At 70.6% G+C, this 25440-nt stretch carries 20 protein-coding genes and 2 tRNA genes; 21 read left to right on the top strand and 1 reads right to left on the bottom strand.

All coding sequences use genetic code 11. The annotated features are described in order from the left end of the window. Positions 1-64: 64 nt before the first annotated feature. The 6 genes from OG251_RS12275 (at position 65) to OG251_RS12250 (ending at position 8666) form a co-directional block, all read left to right on the top strand. Positions 65-2815 carry a CDP-glycerol glycerophosphotransferase family protein gene (locus tag OG251_RS12275; RefSeq protein ID WP_326677190.1) on the top strand — a complete coding sequence of 917 codons (2751 nt, stop codon included), beginning with the start codon at positions 65-67 and terminating at the stop codon, positions 2813-2815. Positions 2816-3044: 229 nt separating this feature from the next. After that, complete coding sequence (proB, locus tag OG251_RS12270) at positions 3045-4163, top strand: glutamate 5-kinase (RefSeq protein WP_326681236.1); 1119 nt, start codon at positions 3045-3047, stop codon at positions 4161-4163. Between the two features lie 132 nt (positions 4164-4295). Beyond that, positions 4296-4784: a hypothetical protein gene (locus OG251_RS12265; protein ID WP_073723111.1), complete on the top strand. Its 489-nt coding sequence runs from the start codon at positions 4296-4298 to the stop codon at positions 4782-4784. 234 nt (positions 4785-5018) lie between these two features. Continuing rightward, a complete protein-coding gene (locus OG251_RS12260) occupies positions 5019-6302 on the top strand; it encodes a glutamate-5-semialdehyde dehydrogenase (RefSeq protein ID WP_326677189.1) in 1284 nt (427 codons plus the stop codon). Between the two features lie 245 nt (positions 6303-6547). Continuing rightward, positions 6548-7192: an SCO2584 family spore wall biosynthesis protein gene (locus OG251_RS12255; RefSeq protein ID WP_326677188.1), complete on the top strand. Its 645-nt coding sequence runs from the start codon at positions 6548-6550 to the stop codon at positions 7190-7192. A gap of 352 nt (positions 7193-7544) precedes the next feature. Continuing rightward, positions 7545-8666 carry an SCO2583 family membrane protein gene (locus tag OG251_RS12250; RefSeq protein ID WP_326677187.1) on the top strand — a complete coding sequence of 374 codons (1122 nt, stop codon included), beginning with the start codon at positions 7545-7547 and terminating at the stop codon, positions 8664-8666. Here the strand turns inward: OG251_RS12250 and OG251_RS12245 are convergent. Further along, positions 8596-9705: a M48 family metallopeptidase gene (locus OG251_RS12245; RefSeq protein ID WP_326677186.1), complete on the bottom strand. Its 1110-nt coding sequence runs from the start codon at positions 9703-9705 to the stop codon at positions 8596-8598. The two genes, OG251_RS12250 and OG251_RS12245, sit on opposite strands and share 71 nt — an antisense overlap. Positions 9706-9816: 111 nt before the next feature. Here OG251_RS12245 and OG251_RS12240 point away from each other — a divergent pair, with 111 nt between their 5' ends. The 15 genes from OG251_RS12240 to OG251_RS12170 all read left to right on the top strand — a co-directional run bounded on the left by OG251_RS12240 (position 9817) and on the right by OG251_RS12170 (position 25293). After that, positions 9817-9969 carry a hypothetical protein gene (locus tag OG251_RS12240; protein ID WP_198953220.1) on the top strand — a complete coding sequence of 51 codons (153 nt, stop codon included), beginning with the start codon at positions 9817-9819 and terminating at the stop codon, positions 9967-9969. Positions 9970-10053: 84 nt separating this feature from the next. Next, the gene (locus tag OG251_RS12235; RefSeq protein WP_198953217.1) at positions 10054-10215 is read left to right on the top strand and encodes a hypothetical protein; all 162 of its coding nucleotides are present in this window, start codon (positions 10054-10056) and stop codon (positions 10213-10215) included. Between the two features lie 38 nt (positions 10216-10253). Then, positions 10254-10871, top strand: a complete 618-nt coding sequence (nadD, locus tag OG251_RS12230) for a nicotinate-nucleotide adenylyltransferase (RefSeq protein WP_073723100.1) — start codon at positions 10254-10256, stop codon at positions 10869-10871. A 19-nt stretch (positions 10872-10890) separates the two neighbouring features. Next, positions 10891-12681, top strand: coding sequence for an LCP family protein (locus tag OG251_RS12225; protein WP_326677185.1), 1791 nt, complete (start codon positions 10891-10893; stop codon positions 12679-12681). 115 nt (positions 12682-12796) lie between these two features. Further along, complete coding sequence (gene rsfS / locus OG251_RS12220; RefSeq protein ID WP_073723096.1) at positions 12797-13228, top strand: ribosome silencing factor; 432 nt, start codon at positions 12797-12799, stop codon at positions 13226-13228. Then, entirely contained in the window at positions 13225-13878 is a 654-nt protein-coding gene (locus OG251_RS12215) for a histidine phosphatase family protein (RefSeq protein ID WP_326681235.1), read from the top strand. The genes rsfS and OG251_RS12215 overlap by 4 nt, the downstream gene beginning before the upstream one ends. Before the next feature lie 116 nt (positions 13879-13994). After that, positions 13995-14067 (top strand) — tRNA-Ala (locus OG251_RS12210). Between the two features lie 368 nt (positions 14068-14435). After that, positions 14436-14669: a hypothetical protein gene (locus tag OG251_RS12205; protein WP_015608461.1), complete on the top strand. Its 234-nt coding sequence runs from the start codon at positions 14436-14438 to the stop codon at positions 14667-14669. A 145-nt stretch (positions 14670-14814) separates the two neighbouring features. Further along, a tRNA-Ala gene (locus OG251_RS12200) sits at positions 14815-14887 on the top strand. Positions 14888-15358: 471 nt separating this feature from the next. Beyond that, positions 15359-18232, top strand: a complete 2874-nt coding sequence (gene leuS / locus OG251_RS12195) for a leucine--tRNA ligase (RefSeq protein WP_326677184.1) — start codon at positions 15359-15361, stop codon at positions 18230-18232. Between the two features lie 145 nt (positions 18233-18377). Continuing rightward, positions 18378-19184: a hypothetical protein gene (locus tag OG251_RS12190; RefSeq protein ID WP_326677183.1), complete on the top strand. Its 807-nt coding sequence runs from the start codon at positions 18378-18380 to the stop codon at positions 19182-19184. Positions 19185-19329: 145 nt separating this feature from the next. Beyond that, complete coding sequence (locus tag OG251_RS12185) at positions 19330-20175, top strand: DegV family protein (RefSeq protein ID WP_326677182.1); 846 nt, start codon at positions 19330-19332, stop codon at positions 20173-20175. Between the two features lie 538 nt (positions 20176-20713). Next, positions 20714-21661 (top strand): helix-hairpin-helix domain-containing protein, encoded by a 948-nt coding sequence (locus OG251_RS12180; protein ID WP_442818326.1) that lies wholly within the window; start codon positions 20714-20716, stop codon positions 21659-21661. Further along, positions 21658-24306, top strand: coding sequence for a ComEC/Rec2 family competence protein (locus tag OG251_RS12175; RefSeq protein WP_326677180.1), 2649 nt, complete (start codon positions 21658-21660; stop codon positions 24304-24306). The genes OG251_RS12180 and OG251_RS12175 overlap by 4 nt, the downstream gene beginning before the upstream one ends. Before the next feature lie 93 nt (positions 24307-24399). Beyond that, entirely contained in the window at positions 24400-25293 is an 894-nt protein-coding gene (locus OG251_RS12170) for an arylamine N-acetyltransferase family protein (RefSeq protein ID WP_326677179.1), read from the top strand. Positions 25294-25440: the final 147 nt, after the last annotated feature.

Below are 25440 nucleotides of genomic sequence, written 5' to 3'. Positions count from 1 at the left end.
CTCATTTACGCCCCGTCTTCCTGGGGTTCACATCTGTACGTCCCCCCGGAAAGGCCCTCCCGCCGTGGCGTCCCTCGAAGCGATTCCCGAAGAGCTCAGCCGGCTCATGAAGTACTTCCCGGAGACCCCGGTCGAGGAGCGTCCCGCCTTCCACAGCGCGGCCAAGGAGTTCCTGGCCCAGGCCGCGCCCAAGCTCGTCCGCAAGTTCTCGCCGATGGCCCGGGTCAAGTGGCACCTGGCGGCCAGCGGACGCGGGGACGAGCTGGAGGGACTGCTCCACTACGAGCGCGAGAACCCCGGCGCCTTCTCCGTCAGGGGCCTGCGACGGGCCCGGATCGAGCTGCCCGGCGTGGAGAACTCCTCGCTGCCGCCGACCGTGCGCAACTTCAACCGCAGCGAGCTGCCCGTACGCGGCAAGCTGCTGGACCTGACCTGGAAGGACGGCCGGCTGGTCGTCCACGGGTACGCGTACATCCCCAATGTCCCCTCCGCGACCGGCAAGCGCTCGCTGCGGGTCGCCGTCCTGCGGCGCCAGGGCAGCCGGAGCACCCTTCCGCTTCGCGTGCGCACCGTCCAGGAGCCCAGGGCGACCGCCGAGGCCAAGGGCGCCCTGCACAACTACGACTGGTCCGGCTTCGAGATCGGTATCGACCCGGCCCGCCTGCGCACCCGCGGCCAGTGGCAGCCGGGCACCTGGCGTCTGGGCGTCGGCATCCCGCGCCCCGGCGGCATGTCCGTCGGCAGCGTGACCAAGAACAACGCGGGCGCCGCGGGCCACAGCCAGGTCCACGTGCTCGACGACGGCGTACGGCTCGTCGCGGGCTTCGACCGCAACCGGCTGAAGCTCACCGTGGACATCGTCCCCGCCGAGGTCGAGGCCCAGGAAGCGGACGCCGACACCCTCTCCGTGACGCTCCGCTCCCGCGCCACGGGCAAGAAGCCCACCGCGCTGCGCATCGACCACGAGGCCAGCGGGTACGCCACCGACCTCCCGCTGGTCAAGGGCGACACCGGCGCCGACGGCTGGGTCCGCCACACCGCCCGCCTGTCCTTCGCGGACCTCCCCGTCGACGGGGTCACCCCCGGCCGGGCCAGGAAGTACCGCGCGCTCATCGTGTTCGAGGACGGCACCACCCGCCGCGCCACCATCGGACAGAAGCCGGCCACCGGTGTGCACCCGCTGCCCGGCGGGCTGGAGTTCGCCGTCCTCACCGACGGAGCGGGCAACTTCACCCCGCAGCTGCGGTCCGTCCAGCCGGTCGTCGACAGCGTCGAGTGGTCGGCCGGCGGCGAGCTGGTGCTCTCCGGCACGTACACCGGCCCCGCCGAAACGATGAAGCTGATCCTGCGCCACACCGGGCGCAACGAGGACCGGCCGCTCCCCGCGGAGTTCGAGGACGGCCGGTTCACCGCCCGCGTCACACCGGACAGCATGCCCGCGTACGAGGGCACCCTGCCCCTGCGGGCCGGGCGCTGGCTGCCCTTCCTGCGCGCCCGCGCCGAATGGGACCACACCCGCGACATCCCCGTCACGATCCGCCCCGACCTCGTCGACACCCTGCCGCTGACCCACCGCGGCGCCCACCGGACGTACACCGTGGAGCGGCTCGACTTCGACCGGATCTTCGTGGAGTCCGGGCCGGTCCTCGACCCCGAACTGCGCGGCGCCTACCGCCAGCGGCTGATGCGCGACGTGTACACCCCCGAGCAGCGCGCGCTGCCGCTGCGCGAAGCCGTGCTCTACAACAGCTTCGGCGGCAAGCAGTTCTCCGACTCGCCCCGCGCGGTCTACGAGGAACTGGTACGCCGCGGGACCGAGGTCGAGCACATCGCGATGGTCCACGACCAGCAGGTCGTCCTCCCGCCCGGCGTGCGCGGTGTGGAGTGGGGCAGCAAGGAGTGGTACGAGGCGCTGGCCCGCAGCCGTTACGTCGTCACCAACGGCGGCATCCGCGAGTGGTTCGTCCGCCGCGAGGGGCAGGTCGTCGTCCAGACCTGGCACGGCACCCCGCTCAAGCGCATCGGCGCAGACCTCCTCGGCACCCCGAAGGCGAACCTGGCCTACATCGCGAGCCTGCCCCAGCGCTCCCGCCAGTACAGCCTGTTCATCACGCCCAACTCCTTCACCACCCCGATCATGACCAACTCCTTCCGGCTGGAGTGCGAGGTGCTGGAGGCGGGCTACCCGCGCAACGACGTCTTCCACGCCCCGGACCGGGTGAAGCGGGCATCGGCGGTGCGGGAGAAGCTCGGCATCCCCGCGGGCAAGAAGGTCGTCCTGTACGCGCCGACCTGGCGTGACGACCAGCGCTACGGCGGCCGCCGCTTCAAGCTGGACAACCAGATCGACGTCGACGCGGCCCAGCGGGAGCTCGGCGATGACCATGTGCTGCTGTACCGCAAGCACCACAAGGTCCTCGACAGCATCCCCGGCGCCGGGCAGGGCTTCGTCTGGGACGTCACGTACTACCCGGACATCGCCGACCTCTACCTGATCGCCGACGTGCTGATCACGGACTACTCCTCGGTGCTGTTCGACTTCGCGCACTCCGGGCGGCCGATGCTGTTCTTCACGTACGACCTGGAGCACTACCGCGACACCCTGCGCGGCTTCTACTTCGACTTCACCTCGCGCGCCCCGGGCCCGCTGATCAAGACGTCGGAGGACCTCGTCTCCGCGATCCGGAACATCGGCGCCGTGACGGAGGAGTACAAGGAGAAGTACGCACAGTTCCGGGTGGACTTCTGTGAACCGTCCGACGGCCGGGCCGCCGCCCGGGTCGTCGACCGCATGCTGACGGTCAACGACGGCTGAGCAGCGGCATCGCCGCTCCCGCCCGGTCCGCCCGCCGCCCCGCTGCCCGCCGTTGCCGCCGTCCGCCGCTGTCCACCGGACGGAATGGGCGGGCGCGGAGCGTGGCCGCTCGCGTACTGTGCTGAGCCGGGACGGCCCGGCACCACCGCCTCACGGCGCCCACGGCCATCCCTTCGGATCCACCGGGCGAGCCAGAGCGAGGAAGCACGTGTCAGCTGCAAGGCCGGAAGTGACCGAAGCCCGCCGGATCGTCGTCAAGGTCGGCTCCTCCTCGCTCACCACGGCGGCGGGCGGCATCGACGCCGACCGGGTCGACGCACTCGTCGACGTACTGGCCAAGGTCAGGAGCGGCGGCGAGCGGGAGGTCGTCCTCGTCTCCAGCGGTGCCATCGCCGCCGGACTCGCCCCGCTCGGCCTGGTCCGCAGGCCCAAGGACCTGGCCCGCCAGCAGGCCGCGGCCAGCGTCGGGCAGGGACTGCTCGTGGCCCGCTACACCGCCTCGTTCGCGCGCTACGGCGTACGCGTCGGCCAGGTTCTCCTCACCGCCGACGACACCAGCCGCCGCGCCCACTACCGCAACGCCTACCGCACCCTCGACCAGCTCCTGGACATGGGCGCCCTCCCCGTCGTCAACGAGAACGACACCGTGGCCACCGAGGAGATCCGGTTCGGCGACAACGACCGGCTCGCCGCGCTCGTCGCCCACCTCGTCCACGCCGACCTGCTGGTCCTCCTCTCCGACGTGGACGGCCTCTACGACGGCGACCCGAGCACCCCCGGCACCACCCGCGTCGCCGAGGTCGGCGGCCCCGAGGACCTGGCCGACGTCACGATCGGCAGAGCCGGGAAAGCGGGCGTCGGCACCGGAGGCATGGTCACCAAGGTCGAGGCGGCGAGGATCGCCACCGCCGCCGGCATCCCGGTCGTCCTCACCTCCGCGAGCCGGGCCGCCGACGCCCTCGCGGGCCGCGACACCGGTACGTACTTCCACCGCACCGGACGCCGCTCCGCCGACCGGCTGCTCTGGCTGGCCCACGCCTCCACCCCGAGGGGCGCGCTGACCCTCGACGACGGAGCCGTACGGGCCGTCGTGGAGCGCCGCACCTCGCTGCTGCCCGCCGGAATCTCCGCCGTCGAGGGCGAGTTCACCGCCGGTGACCCGGTGGAGCTGCGCGACCTGCGCGGCCTGCCCGTCGCCCGAGGACTCGTCAACTTCGACGCCAAGGAGATCCCCCAGCTGCTCGGCCGCTCCACCCGCGACCTGGCCAGAGAGCTGGGCCCCGCCTATGAGCGCGAGGTCGTACACAGGGACGATCTGGTCGTTCTCACGCCCCGCCTCGCCCCCTGAATCGGCTGAAAGTCCGGCCTCAGGACAGAGAGCTTCACCAAAACCGCCCCAAGCCCGGCCTCGGACTGGTCAACTTTGTAGCGGGGACACCAGGGGTAGACAGCACAGCAACACATTCACAGGAGGCCGCCGGTGAGACGAGCGCGCCCGGGGGCGCCGCCCCGCGGATCGGGCAGCCGCGCCCTGACCAGCGTCGGAGCGGGGGCCGACTTCGACAGGAGTGTGCCCGCGGACCGCACCACCGAGCAGGAGCCGGTGACGGCGAAGGAGGAACACACCCAGTCGAAGCTGTGGCACATCACCCTCTGCGTCTCGGGAACCGAGACTCCGCTGAAGGAGGTCAGACGCGGCCTGGAACAGCTGGCGCACGACCACCCCTTCCTGCTGACCAGCCGCTACGCCAACGACCATGCGGAGATCCGCTATTGGGAAGAGGCCCGCGACCTGCACGACGCGGCGGCGGTGGCCCTGCGGCTGTGGGGCGAGCACCGCTCCAGCGCCCAGCTCCCGCCCTGGAAGATCGTGGGGCTGGAAGTGATCGACCGGGAGACGTACCACCAGCGCATCGCCGAGGGGTACGGGCCGCCACCCGCGGCCCCGGTCGGGGTGCACCCGTACTGACCGGTGTATCTGTACTGACCGGTGCACCCGTACTGACCGGTGCATCCGTACTGATCGGTGTGCGTCTGCGCTGATCGGTTCGCACTCGTCACGGTCGGTGTGCACTCGTCCGTATCGGTGTGCACCCGTCCCGGTCGGTGTGCACCCGGACGGGGACGACCATCTCTCGGGGCGGTCGTCTCGCATCACGGGATACGTGACGGATGCCCGCAGTGTGCGCACTACTCTGCGGGCATGACCACGCTTTCGCCGTACGACAACATGTCCCCGGTCGCGCAGGCCGCCTACCGGGCACGCGCTGCCGCCGCCGACATCGCGCCACTTCCGCGCTCCGCCAAGGACGACGCGCTGTTGGCGATCGCGGACGCGCTCGAAGTACGCACGAGCGAGATCGTCGCGGCCAACGCCGAGGATGTCGAGCGCGCCCGCGAGGCCGGGACGAGCGAGGGCATCGTCGACCGGCTCACCCTCACCCCCGAACGGATCCGCGCCATCGCCGCCGACGTACGGGACGTGGCGGCACTGCCCGACCCCGTGGGCGAGGTCGTACGCGGCTCGACCCTGCCCAACGGCATCGACCTGCGCCAGGTACGGGTACCCCTCGGCGTGGTCGGGATCATCTACGAGGCCCGGCCCAACGTGACGGTGGACGCGGCGGCCCTGTGCCTGAAGTCCGGCAACGCGGTGCTGCTGCGCGGCTCGTCGTCCGCGTACGCCTCCAACACCGCCCTCGTACGGGTGCTGCGCGACGCCGTCGGCGGCTCGGGTCTGCCGGCCGACGCGGTGCAGCTGGTGCCGGGGGAGAGCCGCGACTCGGTACGGGAACTGATGCGGGCCCGCGGCCTGGTGGACGTCCTCATCCCGCGCGGCGGCGCCTCCCTGATCCGCACGGTCGTCGAGGAGTCCACGGTCCCCGTCATCGAGACCGGCACCGGCAACTGCCACGTCTACGTCGACGCGCGGACGGACCTGGCCATGGCCGTCGACATCCTGATCAACTCCAAGGCGCAGCGCCCGAGCGTCTGCAACTCGGCAGAGACCCTGCTGGTCCACAAGGACATCGCCGCGGAGTTCCTGCCGCTCGCCCTGGACGCGCTGGCCGAGGCGGGCGTGACCGTGCACGCCGACGAGCGGGTGCTCGCCCACGCGGAGGGGTCCAAGGCCACGGTGGTGGCGGCGACGGCGGAGGACTGGGAGACCGAGTACCTCTCGTACGACATCGCGGCGGCGGTCGTGGATTCGCTGGACGCGGCCGTGGCGCACATCCGCCTCTGGTCCTCCGGCCACACCGAGGCGATCGTGACCACCTCGCAGGCTGCGGCCCGCCGTTTCACCCAACTGGTGGATTCGACGACGGTCGCGGTGAACGCGTCCACCCGCTTCACGGACGGCGGACAGTTCGGATTCGGCGCCGAGATCGGCATCTCCACGCAGAAGCTGCACGCACGCGGCCCGATGGGACTGCCGGAGCTGACATCGACGAAGTACATCGTCACCGGCGACGGCCACATCAGGTAGGCAGCCGATCCGGCACCTGCTGCCAGCTGCCAGCCGCCCGTTGTTCGGCGGGTCGGCGGGCAGCAGCGGCGTGCGGCATGTCGGCCCGCCGAACAGCGCCGTGCGGCGGGCCGGAGTGGTCCGTGGAGGATCATGCGGCGGGCCGGATGGGGCCTCGGAGGGGCGTGGGACGGGTGGGGTGGGCGGGTCGGGTGAGTTTGCGGGCGTCCCTGCCGAAACCGCCCCTTCAGGGCTACGCTGAAGCTGTGCCGGACGACGTGGGGGGCAGGCCGTTCCCGGACGGCTGGGAGCCCGACGACGACCGCGGGGGCGCGGACGAGGACTTCGCCGCCGTGGTGTTCGACGAGGACTTCGTACGGGCCGCAGCGGTCCATGAACCCACCGCGGTGGAGCGGCTGCTCGCCGCCGCCCAGGCCCGTGCCGAGGCCGACGCCGCCCGAGCCCGCCGCGGCGGCCCCATGGACGACGACCTCTACGAGGACTTCGGCCGGGACGGCGCGTACGGCCGTGAGAGGGCGTACGGGGACCCGCTGGACCCTGACGACGACGACGCGGCCGGTACGGGCCCCTACGGGCGCCACGGCGGCTCCCTGCGCCCCTACCGGGGCGCCGCACGCTGGCACCGCCCGGTGGCCTGGCTGCTCGCCCTCGTGATGGGCGTCGGCATGGTCGCGCTGGCCTTCACCGCCGTCTACCGAGGTGGCTCGGCAAGCCGGGGCGAGCAGGCGCCGCCGCCGGTGACGAGCGGCGTCGACAAGCCCGGTTCCGATCAGTCCGGTACCGATCGGTCCGGTTCCGATACGCGCGGCTTCGACAGGCCGGGTGCCGCCCCTTCCGCCTCGGCCGACTACTCCCGCCCGGCGGTCTCCGCAGTCCCACGCACCCCCTGATCCACCCCTCCCTCCTGGTCCACCGTGTGATCCACCCGCCTGGCCCACTCCTCATCCGGTCGGCCCCGAGGCACGCGCTCCGGTCGCCCCACGCGTCCCCGCACCGTCACCGCACCGTCTCCGTGCACCTCCCCGCACCGTTCTCGCACCGTCCCCCCGCGCCCCACGCCGACCGGCTCGCCGGTCCCCCCGCACAGTTCTCACCCGTCTCCGCGTTTACGTTCGGGGCATTCGACCTACTCTGAAGATGTGACCCCTCTTCGAGGGGGCTTCTCACTGCCGTAAGCCTCAGGCCGAAGCAGACCGTTACGCACCGACCGTCGGCCGGTGGTGTGGAGATCGGGAGAAGTGGATGACAGGCCGTGGAGAACCACCCGAAGGCCCGATCGAGAACCCCTCGGGCGGCGAGGACGAGTACCGCTCACTCGTCTTCGACGAGTCGTTCGTCCGGGCTGCCCGGCTACAGGAATTCTCCGCCCAGGAGCGGATGGGCGAGCACGCCCGCGCGGTCCGCTCCCTGCCGGGACGCGCTTCCCGCAGCGGCTCCAGAGCCGCCATAGCGCTGGTGGTGCTCATCGCCCTCGCCTTCGCCATGGCCGTCTACATCGGATTCCGCCACCCGTACCCCCAGCCCGCCGTCAGACGCGCCGAAGCCCTGCGGGCCACCGTGGTCCCCCTCGCGCCCCGGGGCACCGTGCCGGGCGGGACCCCCACCCACCTGTACGCGACGAGCCCGGCCGCGGAATACCCGACCGGCGCCGACGGCATCAACCTCCCCCCGGTCCGCCGTACGAAGAACTTCTCGGACAGTCAGGTGATGGCGGGCCTGGCCATCGCCAAGGACTACCTGGTGGAGTCCTCACTGAATCCCGACGTCCTGAGCGGCCAGGCCCTGCGCCCCGTCGAGCATCTGCTCGACCCCGATCAGACGGCCCAGTTCGAACGCAGCATGGACGCCCCCGCCGACGACGGACAGCACGCGGCGACAGGATGGCTGGTGCGCTTCGACCCGGCCGACGCGGAGCTGGCGGATCCGCAGATCCGGGTCCAGGGCACGCTCTCCTACGCCGAGACGGAGTCCGGCACCCTGGAAGTGGTGTCGGACCACACCTTCACGTACACCCTGCGCCCTGCGGCCACGGGGCCCGGCGGGCAGGGCGCCGCCTCCCTGTTCACCGTGCGGCGCGAGCTGCACTTCCGGTTCGACCGCGAGGACCTGCGGCTGCACCGGGCGGAGCTGCGCACGGCCTATGTGCAGGCCGGACCGCAGTCCTGCTCGGCAGAGGCGGCCGGTGCACTGCGCCCCCTGCTCGCCGGGGAACGGGCGGACAACCGGGGTCCGGCCGGGACCGACCCGTACGCCACGGGCCGGCCCACCGCGGCGATGTGCGGAACGCTGGCGGTCAGCTCCCCGTCGTCTCCGGCCCCTCCTCAGGGTTCTGCGGCCGGCCAGGCCCCTCGGACCGGCCCGTAGCGGCCCCGCCGCCACTGCCCCCGCCGGTGAACTTGTCGCGCAGCTTGCCGCCCAGGTCTCCCGCGCCGCCGGCGATGTCACCGACGAGCTTCATCAGCGGGTCCTTGCTGGTGCGCACCGTGTCGGCGTAGTGCGAGGCGGACTCGCGGAAGGAGTCGGTCACCGAGGTGTTCTTGTCCTCGTCGCGCCGCGGGTAGTGACCGTCCATGATCCGCTGGTAGTCGCGGGTCTCCGACCACTTCTTCAGCTCGGCGGCCCGCACCGTGGTGAAGGGGTGGGTCCGGGGCAGCACATTGAGGATCTTGAGCACGGAGTCGCGCAGATCGCCGCCCTTCTCGTACTCGTCGGCCTGCGCGAGGAAGGCGTCGACATTCATCTCGTGGAGGTGATTGCCACCGGCGATCTTCATCAGACCGCGCATCGACGCATTGAGGTCCTGGCCGACCAGCAGTCCGGCCCGGTCGGCGGACAGCTCGGACTTGCGGAACCACTCGCGCAGCGCCGTCACGATCGCCATGATCGCGACATTTCCGAGCGGGATCCAGGCCACCTTCAGGGCCAGGTTGGTGAGGAAGAGCAATATCGTGCGGTACACCGAGTGCCCGGAGAGGGCGTGGCCCACCTCGTGGCCCACCACCGCCCGCATCTCCTCCTCGTCGAGCAGTTCCACCAGCCCTGTCGTCACCACGATGATCGGCTCGTCGAGGCCGATACACATGGCGTTGGGCTGCGGGTCCTGGTTGACATACATCGGCGGGACCTTCTCCAGGTCCAGGATGTAACAGGCGTCCCGCAGCATGTCGTTGAGGTGGGTGAACTGAGCGTCGCTCACCCGGACGGAGTCGGACAGGAAGAGAAGTCGCAGACTGCGCTCCGGGAGCAGTCCGCTGAGTGCCTTGAACACGGTGTCGAAGCCGGTCAGCTTGCGCAGGGCAACCAGGGCCGAACGGTCCGCCGGGTGTTCGTACGCCCGGGACGAAATGCCCGGGAACCGCTTGCGCTGCCTGCTCGGCACGTTCTCGTGACTGCTGTCGGTCATGGATGGCCCCCTGTTCGTACGAGACGTCGCTCGTCCCCCTGACAAATGCCAGCGTATGTGCTGGCGCTACGGTGTGCGGGGGGCTGTGGATAACTATGAGGAGCGCCCGAAATGCCGCACACCGTCGCACTGCTCGCCGCCGCGTCCGAGGAGCAGGGACCGGGCAACACCCTCCGGATCGTGCTGCTCGTGTCGATCGTCGGAGCCGCTCTGCTCGCCTGGTTCCTGCTGCGTGGATACCGCAACGACGACAACAACGACTGAGTCGGCGTGAGCGTGCCCGGGGCTCCCGCATACGATGTGCCCGACGTCTTCCTTCCGACTCCCGATCGATAGGTCCTGCTGAAGATGAGCCTCACGAGCACTGCCCACCAGCTGGTCACTCTCGCCTCCGAGGGCGGCGCGGGCGGCAACCACGAAAGCCTCAACCCCTACCTGACCGGTGGTGGCGCGTTCCTCGCGCTGATGTTCCTGCTCTGGGTCACCACCCGCTTCAACCGCGACCGCTGAGGCGGGGGCGTACAACCGTGCCAGTAGGCTCTGCACGCATGGGAGAGCAGAAAGTGCCTACCGGCCCCGGCAAGCGCCGACTCGGCGTGATGGGCGGGACTTTTGACCCGATTCATCATGGACACCTGGTGGCGGCCAGTGAAGTGGCCGCCCAGTTCCACCTCGATGAGGTCATCTTCGTCCCGACCGGGCAGCCGTGGCAGAAGAGCCACAAGCAGGTCTCCCCGGCCGAGGACCGCTATCTGATGACGGTCATCGCCACGGCGTCCAACCCGCAGTTCTCGGTCAGCCGCAGCGACATCGACCGTGGCGGACCGACGTACACGATCGATACGCTGCGGGACCTGCGCGAGGTCCACGGCGACGCGGACCTCTTCTTCATCACCGGCGCCGACGCGTTGTCCCAGATCCTCACCTGGCGGGACGCGGAGGAGCTGTTCTCGCTCTCCCACTTCATCGGTGTGACCCGGCCGGGTCACGTGCTCACGGACGACGGGCTGCCGGAGGGCGGTGTCTCCCTCGTGGAGGTTCCGGCACTGGCGATCTCGTCCACGGACTGCCGTGGGAGGGTCGCGCAGGGGGATCCGGTCTGGTACTTGGTGCCGGACGGTGTGGTCCGCTACATCGACAAGCGCCAGCTGTACCGCGGCGAATGAGCCACGGAGAGGGGCACCGGTGAACGACCGACAGAACCCGTACTACCAGCAGCCGCAGATCATCGGCTACGACGAGTACGGGCAACCGGTGTACCAGCAGCAGGGGCAGCAGCAGTACGACCCCTACGCGCCTCAGCAGAGCCAGCAGGTTCCGCAAGGCCAGCAGGGCCAGCAGCTTCAGCAGGGCCAGGGCCAGGCTCCGGACCAGGGGTACGGATACGACGCGTACGCCCAGCCGCAGCAGCCCCAGTACCCGCAGCAGCCCGAGCAGCCCCAGTACCCGCAGCAGTACGACCCGTACGCGGAGCAGCCCCAGCAGGGCCAGGGCGCCGATCAGGGGTACGGCTACGGGAACTACGCCAACTACGGCTACGACACCGGGCAGCAGACGGCCGCGGTCGACACCGCCCAGCAGTGGGACATCCCGCACCAGGGCTCCGCCCCCGCTCCGGCCCAGCCCGTCGAGGAGCCCGCCCGACCCGCCGAGGAGCCCGTCAGGGAACCCGAGGCGCCCACGGATCAGGAACCCCTCGTCCCGGGGCAGCGGCGTCCCGCCGACTACGGCACCGAGCAGTTCTCGTTCATCGAGGAGCCGGACGAGGACTCCGAAGACGTCATCGACTGGCTGAAGTTCACCGAAAGCCGCAGCGAACGGCGTGAGGAAGCGCGGCGCAAGGGCCGTAACCGGATGGTCGCGCTCATAGTCGTCGTCGCGCTCGTCGTGGTCGGCGGGGTCGGCTATCTCTGGTCCGCCGACAAGATCCCCGGCCTCTCCGGCTCGGACGAGAAGAGCGGCACCGTCGCCGGTCCGCAGCAGCGGGACGTCATCGTGGTGCATCTGCACAACACCAAGAAGGGCGGCACCTCCACGGCGCTGCTCGTCGACAACACCACCACCAAGCAGGGCACCACCATCCTGCTCCCCAACTCACTCGCCGTCGCTTCCGACGACGGCACCACCACGACGCTCGGCAAGTCCGTCGACGAGGACGGCAGCACCGGCACCCGTGAGTCGATCGACACCCTTCTGGGCACCAAGATCAGCGGTACCTGGCGGCTGGACACTCCGTACCTGGAGAACCTCGTCGAACTGGTCGGCAACATCGAGGTCGACACCGATACCGATGTGCCCGATGCCAAGAAGGGCGCCGCGCCCCTCGTGAACAAGGGCGAGTCCCAGACGCTGAGCGGTCCGATGGCCGTCGCCTACGCCACGTACCGCGGTGAGGGCGAGACCGAGGCGAAGCAGCTGCTGCGCTTCGGACAGGTCGTCCGGGGAGTCCTGCGGAAGCTCTCGGAGGACCCGAAGGCCGCCACCGTCACCGTGGAGACGCTGGCCCAGATCCTCGACCCGTCACTGCCCGAGAGGGACCTGGGGGTCTCGCTGGCCAAGCTGGCCGGGCACGCCAAGGTCGGCGACTACAAAACGGCGCTGCTGCCGGTCCAGGACGACGGCACCCTCACCGACAAGGCCACGGAGAGCGTCGTCAAGGACATCCTGGGCGGCACGGTGAAGGCCCCGGACCAGGACGCGGCCGTCCGCGTCGGTGTCAGGAACGCCACCGGCAACGCGAACGGAGGCGAGGCGGCCCGGGTCCAGCTGGTCAACGGCGGATACGCCTACGTCGACAGCGGGAAGGCGGGCACCGAAGCATCGTCGGAGGTGCTGTACCGGACCCCCGAGGACAAGGCGAAGGCGACCGAGGTCGCCAAGACGCTGGGGCTGCCGGCGGAGGACGTGAAGCAGGGCAAGCCCGCCGCGAACGCCGACGTATCGGTCGTGCTCGGTCAGAACTACAAGATCAAATAGTGCGCGGTGGCGCCCCGCTCCGGCCACCGGAGAGCGCCGTGGAGCATCGCAGTAAGGGCTGTCGGCGGTCCGTGAGACCCTAGAGGTTGATCTGACCGCCGACGAAAGCCTGCATGTGACCGCCACGGACCGCTCCATCGAGCTCATCAACGCCGCCGCTCAGGCGGCCGCCGACCGGCTCGCGCACGACATCATCGCCTACGACGTCAGTGATGTGCTGTCGATCACCGACGCCTTCCTGCTGGCCTCGGCCCCCAATGACCGCCAGGTCAAGTCGATCGTCGACGAGATCGAGGAGCGGCTCCAGAAGGAGCTCGGCGCCAAGCCGGTGCGCCGTGAGGGCGACCGCGACGCCCGCTGGATCCTCCTCGACTACGTCGACATCGTGATCCACGTTCAGCACAGCGAGGAGCGCGTCTTCTACGCGCTCGAGCGCCTGTGGAAGGACTGCCCCGAGATCGCGCTCCCCGACGACGCGATCAAGACCCGCGGCAAGGCCGAGGAGCACGCCCAGCTCAACGGTGGCACGGAAGGTGACCTGAGCTGAACGGCAGCAGCAGCGCCAGGGGCCGCAGGATCGTCCTCTGGCGGCACGGCCAGACGGCGTGGAATCTGGAGCGCCGTTTCCAGGGCTCCACGGACATCGAGCTCACCGATGCCGGCGTCGGGCAGGCCCGCCGGGCCGCCCGGCTGCTCGCCTCGTTGAAGCCGGACGCGATCGTCGCCTCGGACCTGCGGCGGGCGGCGGCCACGGCCGCCGAGCTCGCTGCCGTCACGGGCCTCGAAGTCGCCCACGACTCCGCGCTGCGCGAGACGTACGCGGGCGCCTGGCAGGGCCTTACGCACGAAGAGATCATCGGGCAGTACGGCGAGCAGTACGCGGCCTGGAAGCGCGGTGAGCCCGTGCGCCGGGGTGGTGGCGAACTGGAGACCGAGGTGGCCGACCGGGCTGCCCCGGTGGTCCTGGAGCACGCCGCGAAACTGCCCGACGCGGGCACGCTCGTCGTGGCCAGCCACGGGGGCACGATCAGGACGACCATCGGCCGTCTGCTGGGCCTGGAAGCGCACCACTGGGAAGGGCTGGGCGGACTCACCAACTGCTGCTGGTCCGTGCTGGGCGAGGGCGCGCGCGGCTGGCGCCTGCTGGAGCACAACGCGGGGACGCTCCCCGAACCCGTGCTCGGCGACGACGATTAGGCAGAGCCCGCGGACCGTCTCCGGGCGGCCTCGGCCGGATTTCACTTTCTGGCTGGTCACAGGCTAAAGTTCTTCTTGTTCGCAGCGCGGAAACGCAGGGAAACACAGCGAACAGCGGGGCTATAGCTCAGTTGGTAGAGCGCCTGCATGGCATGCAGGAGGTCAGGAGTTCAATTCTCCTTAGCTCCACAATCAAGATCCCGTCCCTTTCAGGGGCGGGATCTTTGCCGTATCTCCTCCATGCCGTCCTGCCCCGTTCTGTGCGTCCTGCGCGGTCTCTGCCGGTTCGCGGGCTGACCCCCTTGCGGGGTCATGGCAGAATCGGAGCGCCGGAGGGGGCGATGGACCGATCGGGAGGGAGCGCGATGCCTGCGAGTCGCGAGCAGGTCCCCGACCTGCCCCTTGTTCCCGTCTCGCCCCCCGGTTCCGTAACTCCCGAAGATCGATCCCGTCTCGGCTGCCCGTCCTGCGGTTCGTCCCACGTGGCTCAAGCGCCGGGTGGCAACAGCGGGGTCTCATACGTGTGTACGGCCTGCGGCCACAGCTGGAGCTGACTGATGGGTGCGCACAGGCGGAAGTGTGACTGGTGCGGCAGCGGTACGCCCATCGTCAGGGATATGGACCCGATCAATCCTGAGTACCAGTACTGGTGCGAGGAGTGCGCGCGGGCGCTGATCATAAAAGGCGACCCCATCGAGACCTACCGCGAGCTGGAGGGGGAACCGATCTACGGGCGGCTCCTGGAGGAGCACTGCACCCTCAAGCGCTTCTACTCCTTCGCGACGGCGTGACGACGCGACGGCGTGACGACGCGGACATGGTGGCGTAGCTGATATTCGGGCATACCTGACTAAATGGGAAACGATTTGGTGGAGGGCCGGGGGGACCGTGTAATGTTCTCGATGTCGCCAAGGGAAACCGGGCGGCGCGCAGTGAGGGGCTATAGCTCAGTTGGTAGAGCGCCTGCATGGCATGCAGGAGGTCAGGAGTTCAATTCTCCTTAGCTCCACAGTGGGGAAGCGGGTCATCCGAATCGGATGGCCCGCTTTCTCGTTGTCCGGCCGCGCCCGACGCGTTCCATCGGGTACGACCGCGTTGCGCCGGGGGGTGAGAACCGCGTTCCAGCGGGCGCGAACCGCGTTCCACGGGGCACGAGCGCGTCCACCGTGTTCGCGCACCGGCTCGCTTCCGCCTGCCGCCGTGCTGTGGAGCGCCCCCGCCTCCCGGACGAACCGTCGGAGGCGGGTTGTCCACAGGTCGGTTACTCCCGGCCCGGCTCCGGGTCCGTGCGGTACCCTGACGCCATGCGTGCCGTACGACTTCTGCTTAGCGAGCCGCGCTGATCAGTCCCGACCGGTGAGAATGCCTGGTCGGAATCGGCGCGGCGTCCCCTCCTGTGCGAGGGGATTTTTCGTTTCGGTAGACGCGTGTCCGTAGACATGGGCGCCGGCAGATGACGATCGATGGAGCTTTGAGGATCATGAGCGAGACGAATTCCGCAGCCGAGACAGCTGCGCCGCACCGCTACACGGCGGCGATGGCCGCCGACATCGAGGCACGCTGGCAGGACTTCTGGGACGCCGAGGGGACCTACGAGGCGCCGAACCCCACCGGTGATCTGGCGGACGGCCCCGAGCTGGCCGCCAAGCCGAAGAAGTTCATCATGGACATGTTCCCGTACCCCTCGGGTGCTGGCCTGCATGTCGGTCACCCGCTGGGCTATATCGCCACCGACGTCTTCGCCCGGCACCAGCGGATGACCGGCCACAACGTCCTGCACACCCTGGGCTTCGACGCCTTCGGACTGCCCGCGGAGCAGTACGCCGTGCAGACCGGCACGCACCCGCGGGTCTCCACCGAGGCCAACATGGCGAACATGAAGTTCCAGCTGCGCCGGCTGGGCCTGGGCCACGACAAGCGCCGCTCGTTCGCGACGATCGAGGCCGAGTACTACAAGTGGACCCAGTGGATCTTCCTGCAGATCTTCAACTCCTGGTACGACACCGAGGCCGACAAGGCGCGGCCGATCGCCGACCTGGTCGCGCAGTTCGAGAGCGGGTCGCGTGCGACCCCCGACGGCCGTGACTGGAGCGCGCTGAGCGCCGCCGAGCGCGCCGAGGTCCTGGGCGAGTACCGCCTGGCGTACGCCTCCGACGCGCCCGTCAACTGGTCGCCGGGCCTGGGCACCGTACTGGCCAACGAAGAGGTCACCGCCGACGGCCGTTCCGAGCGCGGCAACTTCCCCGTGTTCAAGGCCAAGCTGCGCCAGTGGAACATGCGCATCACCGCCTACGCCGACCGGCTGCTGGACGACCTGGACCCGCTGGACTGGCCCGAGGCCATCAAGCTGCAGCAGCGCAACTGGATCGGCCGGTCCGAGGGTGCGCGCGTGGACTTCCCGGTCGACGGCGCGGGCAGTATCACCGTCTTCACCACCCGCCAGGACACCCTGTTCGGCGCGACCTACATGGTGCTGGCCCCCGAGCACGACCTGATCGAGCGGATCATTCCGGCCGCCTGGCCCGAGGGCACCCACCCGGTGTGGACAGGCGGCCACGCGAACCCGGCCGAGGCCGTCACCGCGTACCGCAAGCAGGCCGCGGCCAAGTCCGAAGTCGAGCGGCAGGCCGAGGCCAAGGACAAGACCGGCGTCTTCACCGGCGCGTACGCGACCAACCCGGTCAGCGGCGAGAAGGTGCCCGTATTCATCGCCGACTACGTCCTGATGGGCTACGGCACCGGCGCGATCATGGCCGTGCCGGCGCACGACGCACGCGACTTCGCGTTCGCGCGCGCCTTCGAGCTGCCGATGCGCTGTGTCGTCGAACCGTCGGACGACCGCGGTACGGACGCCTCCACCTGGGAGGACGCCTTCGGCTCGTACGACGCGAAGCTGGTCAACTCCGCGAACGAGGAGATCTCGCTGGACAGCCTGGGTGTCGTCGACGCCAAGGCGAAGATCACCGAGTGGCTGAAGGCGCACGGCGTAGGCGAGGGAACCGTCAACTTCCGGCTGCGTGACTGGCTGTTCAGCCGCCAGCGCTACTGGGGCGAGCCCTTCCCGATCGTGTACGACGAGGAGGGCGTCGCCCACGCGCTGCCCGAGTCGATGCTGCCCCTGGAGCTGCCGGAGGTCGACGACTACTCGCCGCGCACCTTCGACCCGGAGGACGCGGACACCAAGCCCGAGCCTCCGCTGTCCCGGAACGCCGACTGGGTCAACGTCACGCTGGACCTGGGCGACGGAAACGGCCCGAGGAAGTACCGGCGTGAGACCAACACCATGCCCAACTGGGCGGGTTCCTGCTGGTACGAGCTGCGTTACCTGGACCCGAACAACGACCGGCAGCTGGTCGACCCGGCCATCGAGCAGTACTGGATGGGACCGCAGGAGGGACAGCCCAAGGGTGGTGTCGACCTGTACATCGGCGGCGCCGAGCACGCCGTACTGCACCTGCTGTACGCCCGCTTCTGGTCCAAGGTGCTGCACGACCTGGGCCACATCTCGTCCTCCGAGCCGTTCCACAAGCTGTACAACCAGGGCATGATCCAGGCGTTCGTCTACCGCGACAGCCGTGGCATCGCGGTGCCGGCCGCCGAGGTCGAGGAGCGCGACGGCGCCTTCTACTACGAGGGCGAGAAGGTCAGCCGCGTCCTGGGCAAGATGGGCAAGTCCCTGAAGAACGCCGTCACGCCGGACGAGATCTGCGGCGAGTACGGCGCCGACACACTGCGCCTGTACGAGATGGCGATGGGACCCCTGGACGTGTCGCGGCCGTGGGACACGCGCGCCGTGGTCGGCCAGTACCGGCTGCTGCAGCGGCTGTGGCGCAACATCGTCGACGAGGAGACCGGTGAGGTCACCGTCGTGGACACGGAGCCCGGCGAGGACACGCTGCGGGCCCTGCACAAGGCCATCGACGGGGTCGGCCAGGACATGGCCGGGATGCGCTTCAACACGGCCATCGCCAAGGTCACCGAGCTGAACAACCACCTGACCAAGGCCGGCGGCCCGCTGTCGAGGTCGGTGGCCGAGCGGCTGGTCCTGCTGGTGGCGCCGCTGGCACCGCACGTGGCGGAGGAGCTGTGGAGGCGCCTGGGCCACACCGAGTCCGTGGTGCACCAGGACTTCCCGGTGGCGGACCCGGCGTATGTCGTGGACGAGACCGTGACCTGTGTCGTGCAGATCAAGGGCAAGGTCAAGGCCCGACTGGAGATTCCCCCGTCCATCACGGACGAGGAGCTGGAGGCGCTGGCGCTGGCCGACGCCGGTGTCGTGGCCGCGCTGGGCGGGGCGGGGATCCGCAAGGTGATCGTGCGGGCGCCCAAGCTGGTCAATATCGTCCCCGAGTGATGCCTGCCGTACGCGGTTAGGTTTCCGTCAGGGCTTTCCCCTACGGGCAGGTTGGGGGTTCCGATGGAACCCTTGGCCTGCCCGTTCCGTTTACGGTGGAAGGGGCACCGGTACCGGCAGCCGCATCGACAACCGAGGGGCGTCCATGGAAGCCACGATCACGATCCTGGCGCTTCTCCTCGTCGCGTTCGTCGCGCTGGGTGTGTACATCGGAGTCAAGGCGGTCCGCGCGGCCAAACGGGGCGTGGACCGCACGATCACGCAGGCACGGCGCACCGTGGAGGACACCACTCTCCGGGCGAAGAGCTACGGGCAGGTGGGCGTCGCGGGCACGCTCGCGCAACTGCGGCTCGACCTGCGTACATCCATGCGGGCCACCCAGGACGCGCTGCAGGCGGGCGTGGCGGAGGACGCCTCGCTCTCGGAGTCCCTGGGGCTGTTCGAGCGGCTGAGCGTCCATGGACGCGAGCTCGACGACGAGCTGAAGCGGCTGGAGCGCGAGCCGGACCGGGCGACGGTCGCCGCGCTGCTGCCGAAGCTGAAGGAGCGCACGGAGCGGATCACGCATTCGGCGGATTCGCTGCGGTGGGCGGCGCGGGACCGGGCGCAGCGGTTCCACGAGGACGATCTGGACGCGCTGAACGCGCAGATCGACGTCGAGGCGGGGGCGCTGCGGCACTGGACGGTGGAGGACCCGCAGGCACAGCCACAGGCGCCCGCAGCGGGTGCGGGGGCGGCGGGCACCGTACCGAGGACGGATACGGCGCGGGGGCGCGGCCCGGGTGTGGAGTGGCCGGAGCCGTCCGCCGGCGCCGGGAGCAGCAGTACGGCCGAAGCGAGCTGGAAGGGTCCGGCCGACGAAGAGGTGCCGCAGGCGATCACGGCTCCGGACCCGCGGCTCCGGACCGGCTATCCGTGGCAGAAGTCGGCCAGGCCGGAGACGACGAACTGAGGCCCGGCAGGCACCCCGTACGGTCGGCGGGGGTGCGCACCGCGGGTGGGCGAGGGTGGCAGGATGCGTGGCGAAGCGACCGCGAATGATCAGCGGGCCGGGGGCGGGCTCCCGCACCACAGCCCCGGAAGGTAACCTCCGGCTCATGTCCCGCCATGTCGCGATCGTCACCGATTCAACGGCCCACCTGCCGCGCCAGGCGATGGAACGGCACGGCATCACCTCAGTGCCGCTGACCGTCGTCCTGGGCGATCAGGCACTGGAAGAGGGCACGGAGATCTCGGCCCGCTCGCTGGCTCTCGCGTTGCAGAAACGCCACTCCGTGACCACGTCCCGTCCCAGCCCCGAGGTCTTCGCGGCGGCGTACCGGGCTGTGGCCGATGCGGGGGCGACCGCCATCGTGTCCCTGCATCTGTCGGCCGAGCTCTCGGGCACGTACGACGCCGCGCTGCTCGCGGCCAAGGACGCGCCGGTGCCGGTACGGGTGGTGGACACCGGAATGGTCGCCATGGCGCTGGGGTTCTGTGCGCTGGCGGCGGCGGAGACGGCGGAAACGGGCGGCAGCCTGGACGAGGCGGTGGCGGCCGCGGAGAAGCGGGCGGCAGGAACGTCCGCGTATTTCTATGTCGACACGCTGGACTATCTGCGCCGAGGCGGCCGTATCGGCGCGGCGCAGGCGCTGCTGGGTTCCGCGCTGGCGGTGAAGCCGATCCTTCAGCTGGACGGCGGCCGGATCGATCTGCTGGAGAAGGTGCGGACGGCGTCCAAAGCCATCGCGCGCCTGGAAGAGATCGTTGCCGAGCGGGCAGGTGCGGGCTCGGTGGACATCGCCGTACACCATCTCGCCGCGCCCGACCGTGCCGAGCGGCTGGCCGAGCGCCTGCGCGAACGGATTCCGGGACTGGGTGACCTCCACGTCAGTGAGGTGGGCGCGGTGATCGGGGCGCACACCGGGCCGGGACTGCTGGGCGTGGTGATCTCGCCGCGCTGAGGCGGCTGTGGTGTGGTCGCAGTGGTGAGCGCGCCTCGGTGGGCGCGCCGTAGTGAGACCGCCGTGCTGAGTGCGTTGTGGTGAGCGTGCCCTTGAGGTACACCCGGGAGGGTGGCGAAGTTATCCACAACTGGGCGGTTATCCACGGGAATCGGAGCTGCTCGGCGGGTTCGGGCAGATGTGCCTAATGTCGTGAGGCATGGCCCTTCGATCACTTCGGACACCCGTTCCCGCACCGGCTTCGGCCCCCGTTCCGGCACGCTCTCCCGACCTCGGTACCGGTTCTGACCTCGGTACCGGTTCTGACCTCGGTACTGGTCCTCACCTCGGCCGTGGTCGCGCCGCTGGCCCCGGTCCCGGTTCTGTTGCCGGTCCCGGTCCCGGTCCAGTGCCGGGCGGACGGGCGCGACATGGGCCCGGCCGCGGCCCCAGCGGCGCGGCGGGCACCGGCCCCGGCGCTCGCCACGGGCGGCGGCGGCCCCCACGTGGACACAGCGCAGCCGTTGCGGCGGCTTCGCGTCGTCGGGCGGATGCGCTGATGACGAACGCCCTCGAAGGTGTGCTCGGCTCGACTGTGGCGGAGCCGGGCCCGCTCCCGTCCTTGTCCTCGGCATCGGGCTCGGCCACAACCCCGTCTTCGGGCTCGGCCACAACTCCGTCTTCGGCTTCAATCCCGGCTTCGGTCAACGTTCCAGTCCCGGCACCTGTGTCGGCTCCCACGACGTCCGCCGGCGGACAGGGCACGGGCCTGTCGCGGCGGAGTCGGCGGCTGGTGCTCGCGCTCCGCGAGAGGCTGCCGCTCTGGTTGCAGCTCCGGTGCGGTCTGGAGCCGAAGACGCTTGCCGCACTGGCCGTTGTTCTCGTCGGAGCCGCCGTCCTTGCCGCGGTGCACTTCTGGACCGTCCGCCCGCAGTCGGTCCGTGCGCCTGAGCCGGTGAGAGGGGGAGAGGCCGCCCCGGCGGCCGTTCGGGAACCCGCGCACCCCGGAAGCCCGGCGCCGCCGCCAGGCCCGGCCGCCGGGCAGCCGCCCGCAGCTGACCCCGGAGGTCAGATCGTCGTCGATGTGAGCGGCAAGGTGCGTATGCCGGGTATCCGGCGGCTGCCGGCCGGTTCGCGGGTCGCCGATGCGTTACGGGCGGCCGGAGGCGTGCGTGAGGGCACGGACATCACCGGTATCAACAGGGCGCGGGTCCTCATGGACGGCGAACAGGTCGTGGTGGGGCCGGCCGCGGTCCCGTCCGGATCCGGGACAACGGGCGGCGGTGGTCCCGCAGCCGGGCATGCGGGACCGACGGCGCCGGTGAGTCTGAACACGGCGACCATGGACCAGCTCGAAACCCTTCCCGGGGTCGGCCCCGTCCTGGCGCAGCACATCGTCGACTACCGCACGGAACGCGGCGGCTATCGCTCCGTCGACGAACTCCGTGAGGTCAACGGAATCGGCGACCGCCGGTTCGCGGACCTTCAGCATCTGGTCCGGCCATGATCAGCCCGGGGACAGGGCCCGGGGCCGCCCCTCGGGGCAACACGGGGGGCAGCGCCGTTCCCCGCGGCAGCACGAGCGACAGCGCCGACAGCCCTGGCAGCGTCGACGTTCACGGGGCGTCGGGGCGGCGTCTCGGCGTGCCGGATCCGCGGCAGGAGGGGGCGGCAGATCTGCGGCTCGTCCCGCCCGCTCTCGCGGCCTGGGGGGCCGCGGCGCTCGGTCTCGGACTGCCGGGGCGGTGGACGGTCTGGGGAGCCGTGGTCTGTGCCGGCCTGGCTCTGGGGCTGCTGGCCTCGTTGCGGCTGTCGGCCCCGGCGGACAGCAGAAGGCGGACCAGGGCCACTGCCGCGGGAGCGGTCCTGCTCTGTGCGGCGGCCGGGGCGGCGACTGCCGGGCTGCACGGCGCCGATGTCCGGCGGGGGCCCGTACCCGCTCTGGCGCAGTCGTACGCGCGGATCGATGCGGAGGTGACCGTCACCTCGGATCCCCGGAAGGCCCGGCCACGGGTCCGCGGTGACCACAGCACGCCCGCCACACTGCTGCTCGACGCCGAGGTCACCCGGGTGACCGCTCCCGACGGTGCCGTCACCCGGATCCGTACGCCGGTACGCGTCATGGTCTCGCCCGGCGGCACCGCGGCTCCCTGGGAGCGGCTGCTGCCGTCCACCCGTCTCCATCTGACCGGCCGCCTCGCGCCCCCGGCGCACGAAGGGGAACGTATCGCCGCCGTACTGCGGGTGGAGGGCGAGGGGCCACCACGGATCACCGGGCCTCCGTCGGTCCTCCAGCGCACGGCGGGGAAGCTGCGTTCCGGGCTGCGTGAGGCGACCGACGGGCTCGACGCGGATGCGCGGGCGCTGCTGCCGGGCCTCGTGGTCGGCGACACCTCCAGGATCCCGCCCGAACTGCACGACGCCTTCAAAGCCACCGACCTCACACACCTGCTGGCCGTATCGGGCGCCAACCTGTCGATCCTGCTCTTCCTGCTCGTCGGACCGCCGGGCAGCGCCCTGCGGGCGGAACGGCGGGGGCTGGCGCCCCGGTTGGGGATCTCCCTGCGGACGACCGCCCTGATCGGCGGGGCACTCACTCTCGCCTTCGTCGTCGTCTGCCGGCCCGAGCCGAGCGTCCTCCGCGCGGCTGCGTGCGGCCTGATCACCCTGCTCGCCATCGGAACAGGCCGTCGCAGATCCCTGATTCCCGCACTCGCGGCGGCTGTTCTGCTCCTCGTGCTGTACGACCCGTGGCTGGCCCGTAGTTACGGATTCCTCCTGTCCGTGCTGGCCACCGGTGCGTTGCTCACGCTCGCGCCCCGGTGGAGCGCGGCTCTGCAACGGCGACGGGTTCCTCCCCGGCTCGCCGAGGTGCTGGGGGCGGCCGCGGCCGCCCAGGCGGTGTGCGCGCCCGTGGTCGTGGTCCTCGCCTCGCGGGTCAGCCTGGTGGCGATCCCCTGCAATCTGCTGGCCGAATTCGCGGTTGCGCCCGCGACGGTTCTCGGGTTCGCCGCGCTCGCGGTGGCCCCGGTCGCCATGTCGGCGGCCGAGGTGCTGGCCTGGGTCGCGGGCTGGCCGGTCGGGTGGATCGCGTCGGTGGCCCGTACCGGGGCGGGCCTGCCCGGGGCGGAGGTCGAGTGGCCGGGAGGATGGGCCGGGGCGGCGTTGCTCGCCGCGCTCACGGGCCTGTTGGTGCTGTTCGCCCGCCGTCTGGCCCGGCACCCGTGGGTCTGCTCGGCTGCCGCGTTGCTCCTGGTCCTTGCGCTGCTGCGGCCGGTGCCGCTGACCCGGATCCTGACGGGGTGGCCTCCTCCTGGCTGGGCGTTCGCGCTGTGTGACGTCGGGCAGGGCGACGCCATGGTGCTCGCAGCCGGGGAGGGGGCCGGGGTGGTCATCGACACCGGGCCCGAACCCCGGTTGATGGACCGGTGCCTTCGGGACCTCGGAGTCACCCGGGTACCGATACTGCTCCTCACCCACTTTCACGCCGACCACGTGCGGGGTCTGCCCGGTGCGCTGCGCGGCAGAGCGGTGGGCGCGATCCAGACGACGAGCCTCGACGAACCGGCCGAGCAGGCCGCGTTCGTGCGGAGGACGGCCGCCGGCGCGGGGATTCCGGTGGTGCGCGCGGTGCCGGAGGAGCGACGCCGCATCGGCCCGCTCGACTGGCGTGTCCTCTGGCCGGACGACGGAACGGGGCGTGTACCGGCAGAGCGTACGGACACGGGGCGTACAGAGGCGGGGCGTGCGGGGGCCGGGGGAGCGGGTGGGGGCTTTGGCACGGCGGAGCCGAACGACTCCAGCGTCACCCTTTACGTACGGGCAGCGGGAGGGCTGTCGCTGTTGCTCCTGGGTGATCTCGAACCCCCTTCGCAGCAGGCGCTGTTACGTACGTATCCATCCATGCCGCAGGTGGACGTTCTCAAGGTGGCCCACCACGGCTCCGCCTTCCAGGACACCGCGCTCCTGCACAGCACACGGCCGAGACTGGCTCTCATCTCGTGCGGCACGGGCAACCCGTACGGCCACCCGTCGGCCCGTACCGTCGACGCGCTCAGGACCGGGGGAGCGAACGTGCTGCGTACGGACAGGGACGGCGCCATCGCGGTGACCGGAGCCGGGAATCAACTGCGGGCGGTGGGCCGGTCCTGACCACGGACACCGCAGCGGAGAACCGGCCTCGGTCGGCGGTCCTAGGACCTGTGGCTCATGGCGGGGGAGCACGCGCCGGGACAGACTTCGGTCATGAATCCGCAACCGCCCCAGGACGCCGACGCCGCAGCACCAGGCCCCTCCGCAGGCACCTCCACAGCCCACGACGCCACGGCCTCCGGCTCCGCCGGACCGGAGACGGTCGCGGCGTACCTCGACCGCATCGGTGCCGAACGGCCCGCGCGGGCCGATGCCGAGGCGTTGCACGCGTTGCAGCTCAGGCACCTCATGACCGTGCCCTTCGAGAACCTCTCGATCCATCTCGGCGAGGAGATCGTGCTGGAGGAGCAGGCGCTCCTGGACAAGGTGGTGAACCGTGGGCGGGGCGGCTTCTGTTACGAGCTGAACGGAGCCTTCGCCGTGCTGCTGAGGGCCCTCGGCTTCCGTGTGACGCTGCTCCAGGCCCGGGTCTTCGGCGACGGCGGGCGCCTCGGCATTCCGTACGACCACATGGCGCTGCGGGTGGAGACCGAGGACGGTACGGGGCCGTGGCTGGCGGACGTGGGCTTCGGCGACCACGCCCTGCGGCCGCTCGCGCTGGACGACCGTGCCGAGCAGGAGGATCCGCGCGGTGTGTTCAGGTTCAGGGCGGCGCCGCAGGGCGATCTCGACCTGCTGCGGGACGACTCGCGCCAGTTCCGCCTCGATCTGCGGCCTCGGGTACTGGCGGACTTCCGGGCCGGGGCCTGGTACCACCGCACCTCACCCGACTCCCACTTCACCCGGTCCCTCGTCTGTTCACGGGTCACCGATACGGGCCGGGTGACGCTGAGCGGCCGTTCGCTGGTCACGACCGTCCGGGGCGAGCGGCACAGCACGGAGCAGGCCACGGACGCCGAGGTGCTCGCCGCCTATCGCGACCATTTCGGCCTGCGGCTCTCCCGGCTGCCCGAAGTCCATGAGCGCCGCGACATCCCGCACAAGTGACCGGCGGCGAGTGGAACAGTCAATTCGGACCTTCGGTGATACCTCGCCACAACCCCCTCCGAGCGCTCCGTTTGCCTCGAACATCGCATCAGTGGTCGAATGCATGCTCGTCGGTGGGCCGCTGTTCCGACAACGACGAGCATGCCG

The sequence above is a fragment of the Streptomyces sp. NBC_01237 genome (assembly GCF_035917275.1).
Classification (GTDB): Bacteria; Actinomycetota; Actinomycetes; order Streptomycetales; family Streptomycetaceae; genus Streptomyces.
The sequence above is the reverse complement of the archived record's forward strand: the minus strand, read 5'-3'. Positions and strand labels throughout refer to the sequence as shown.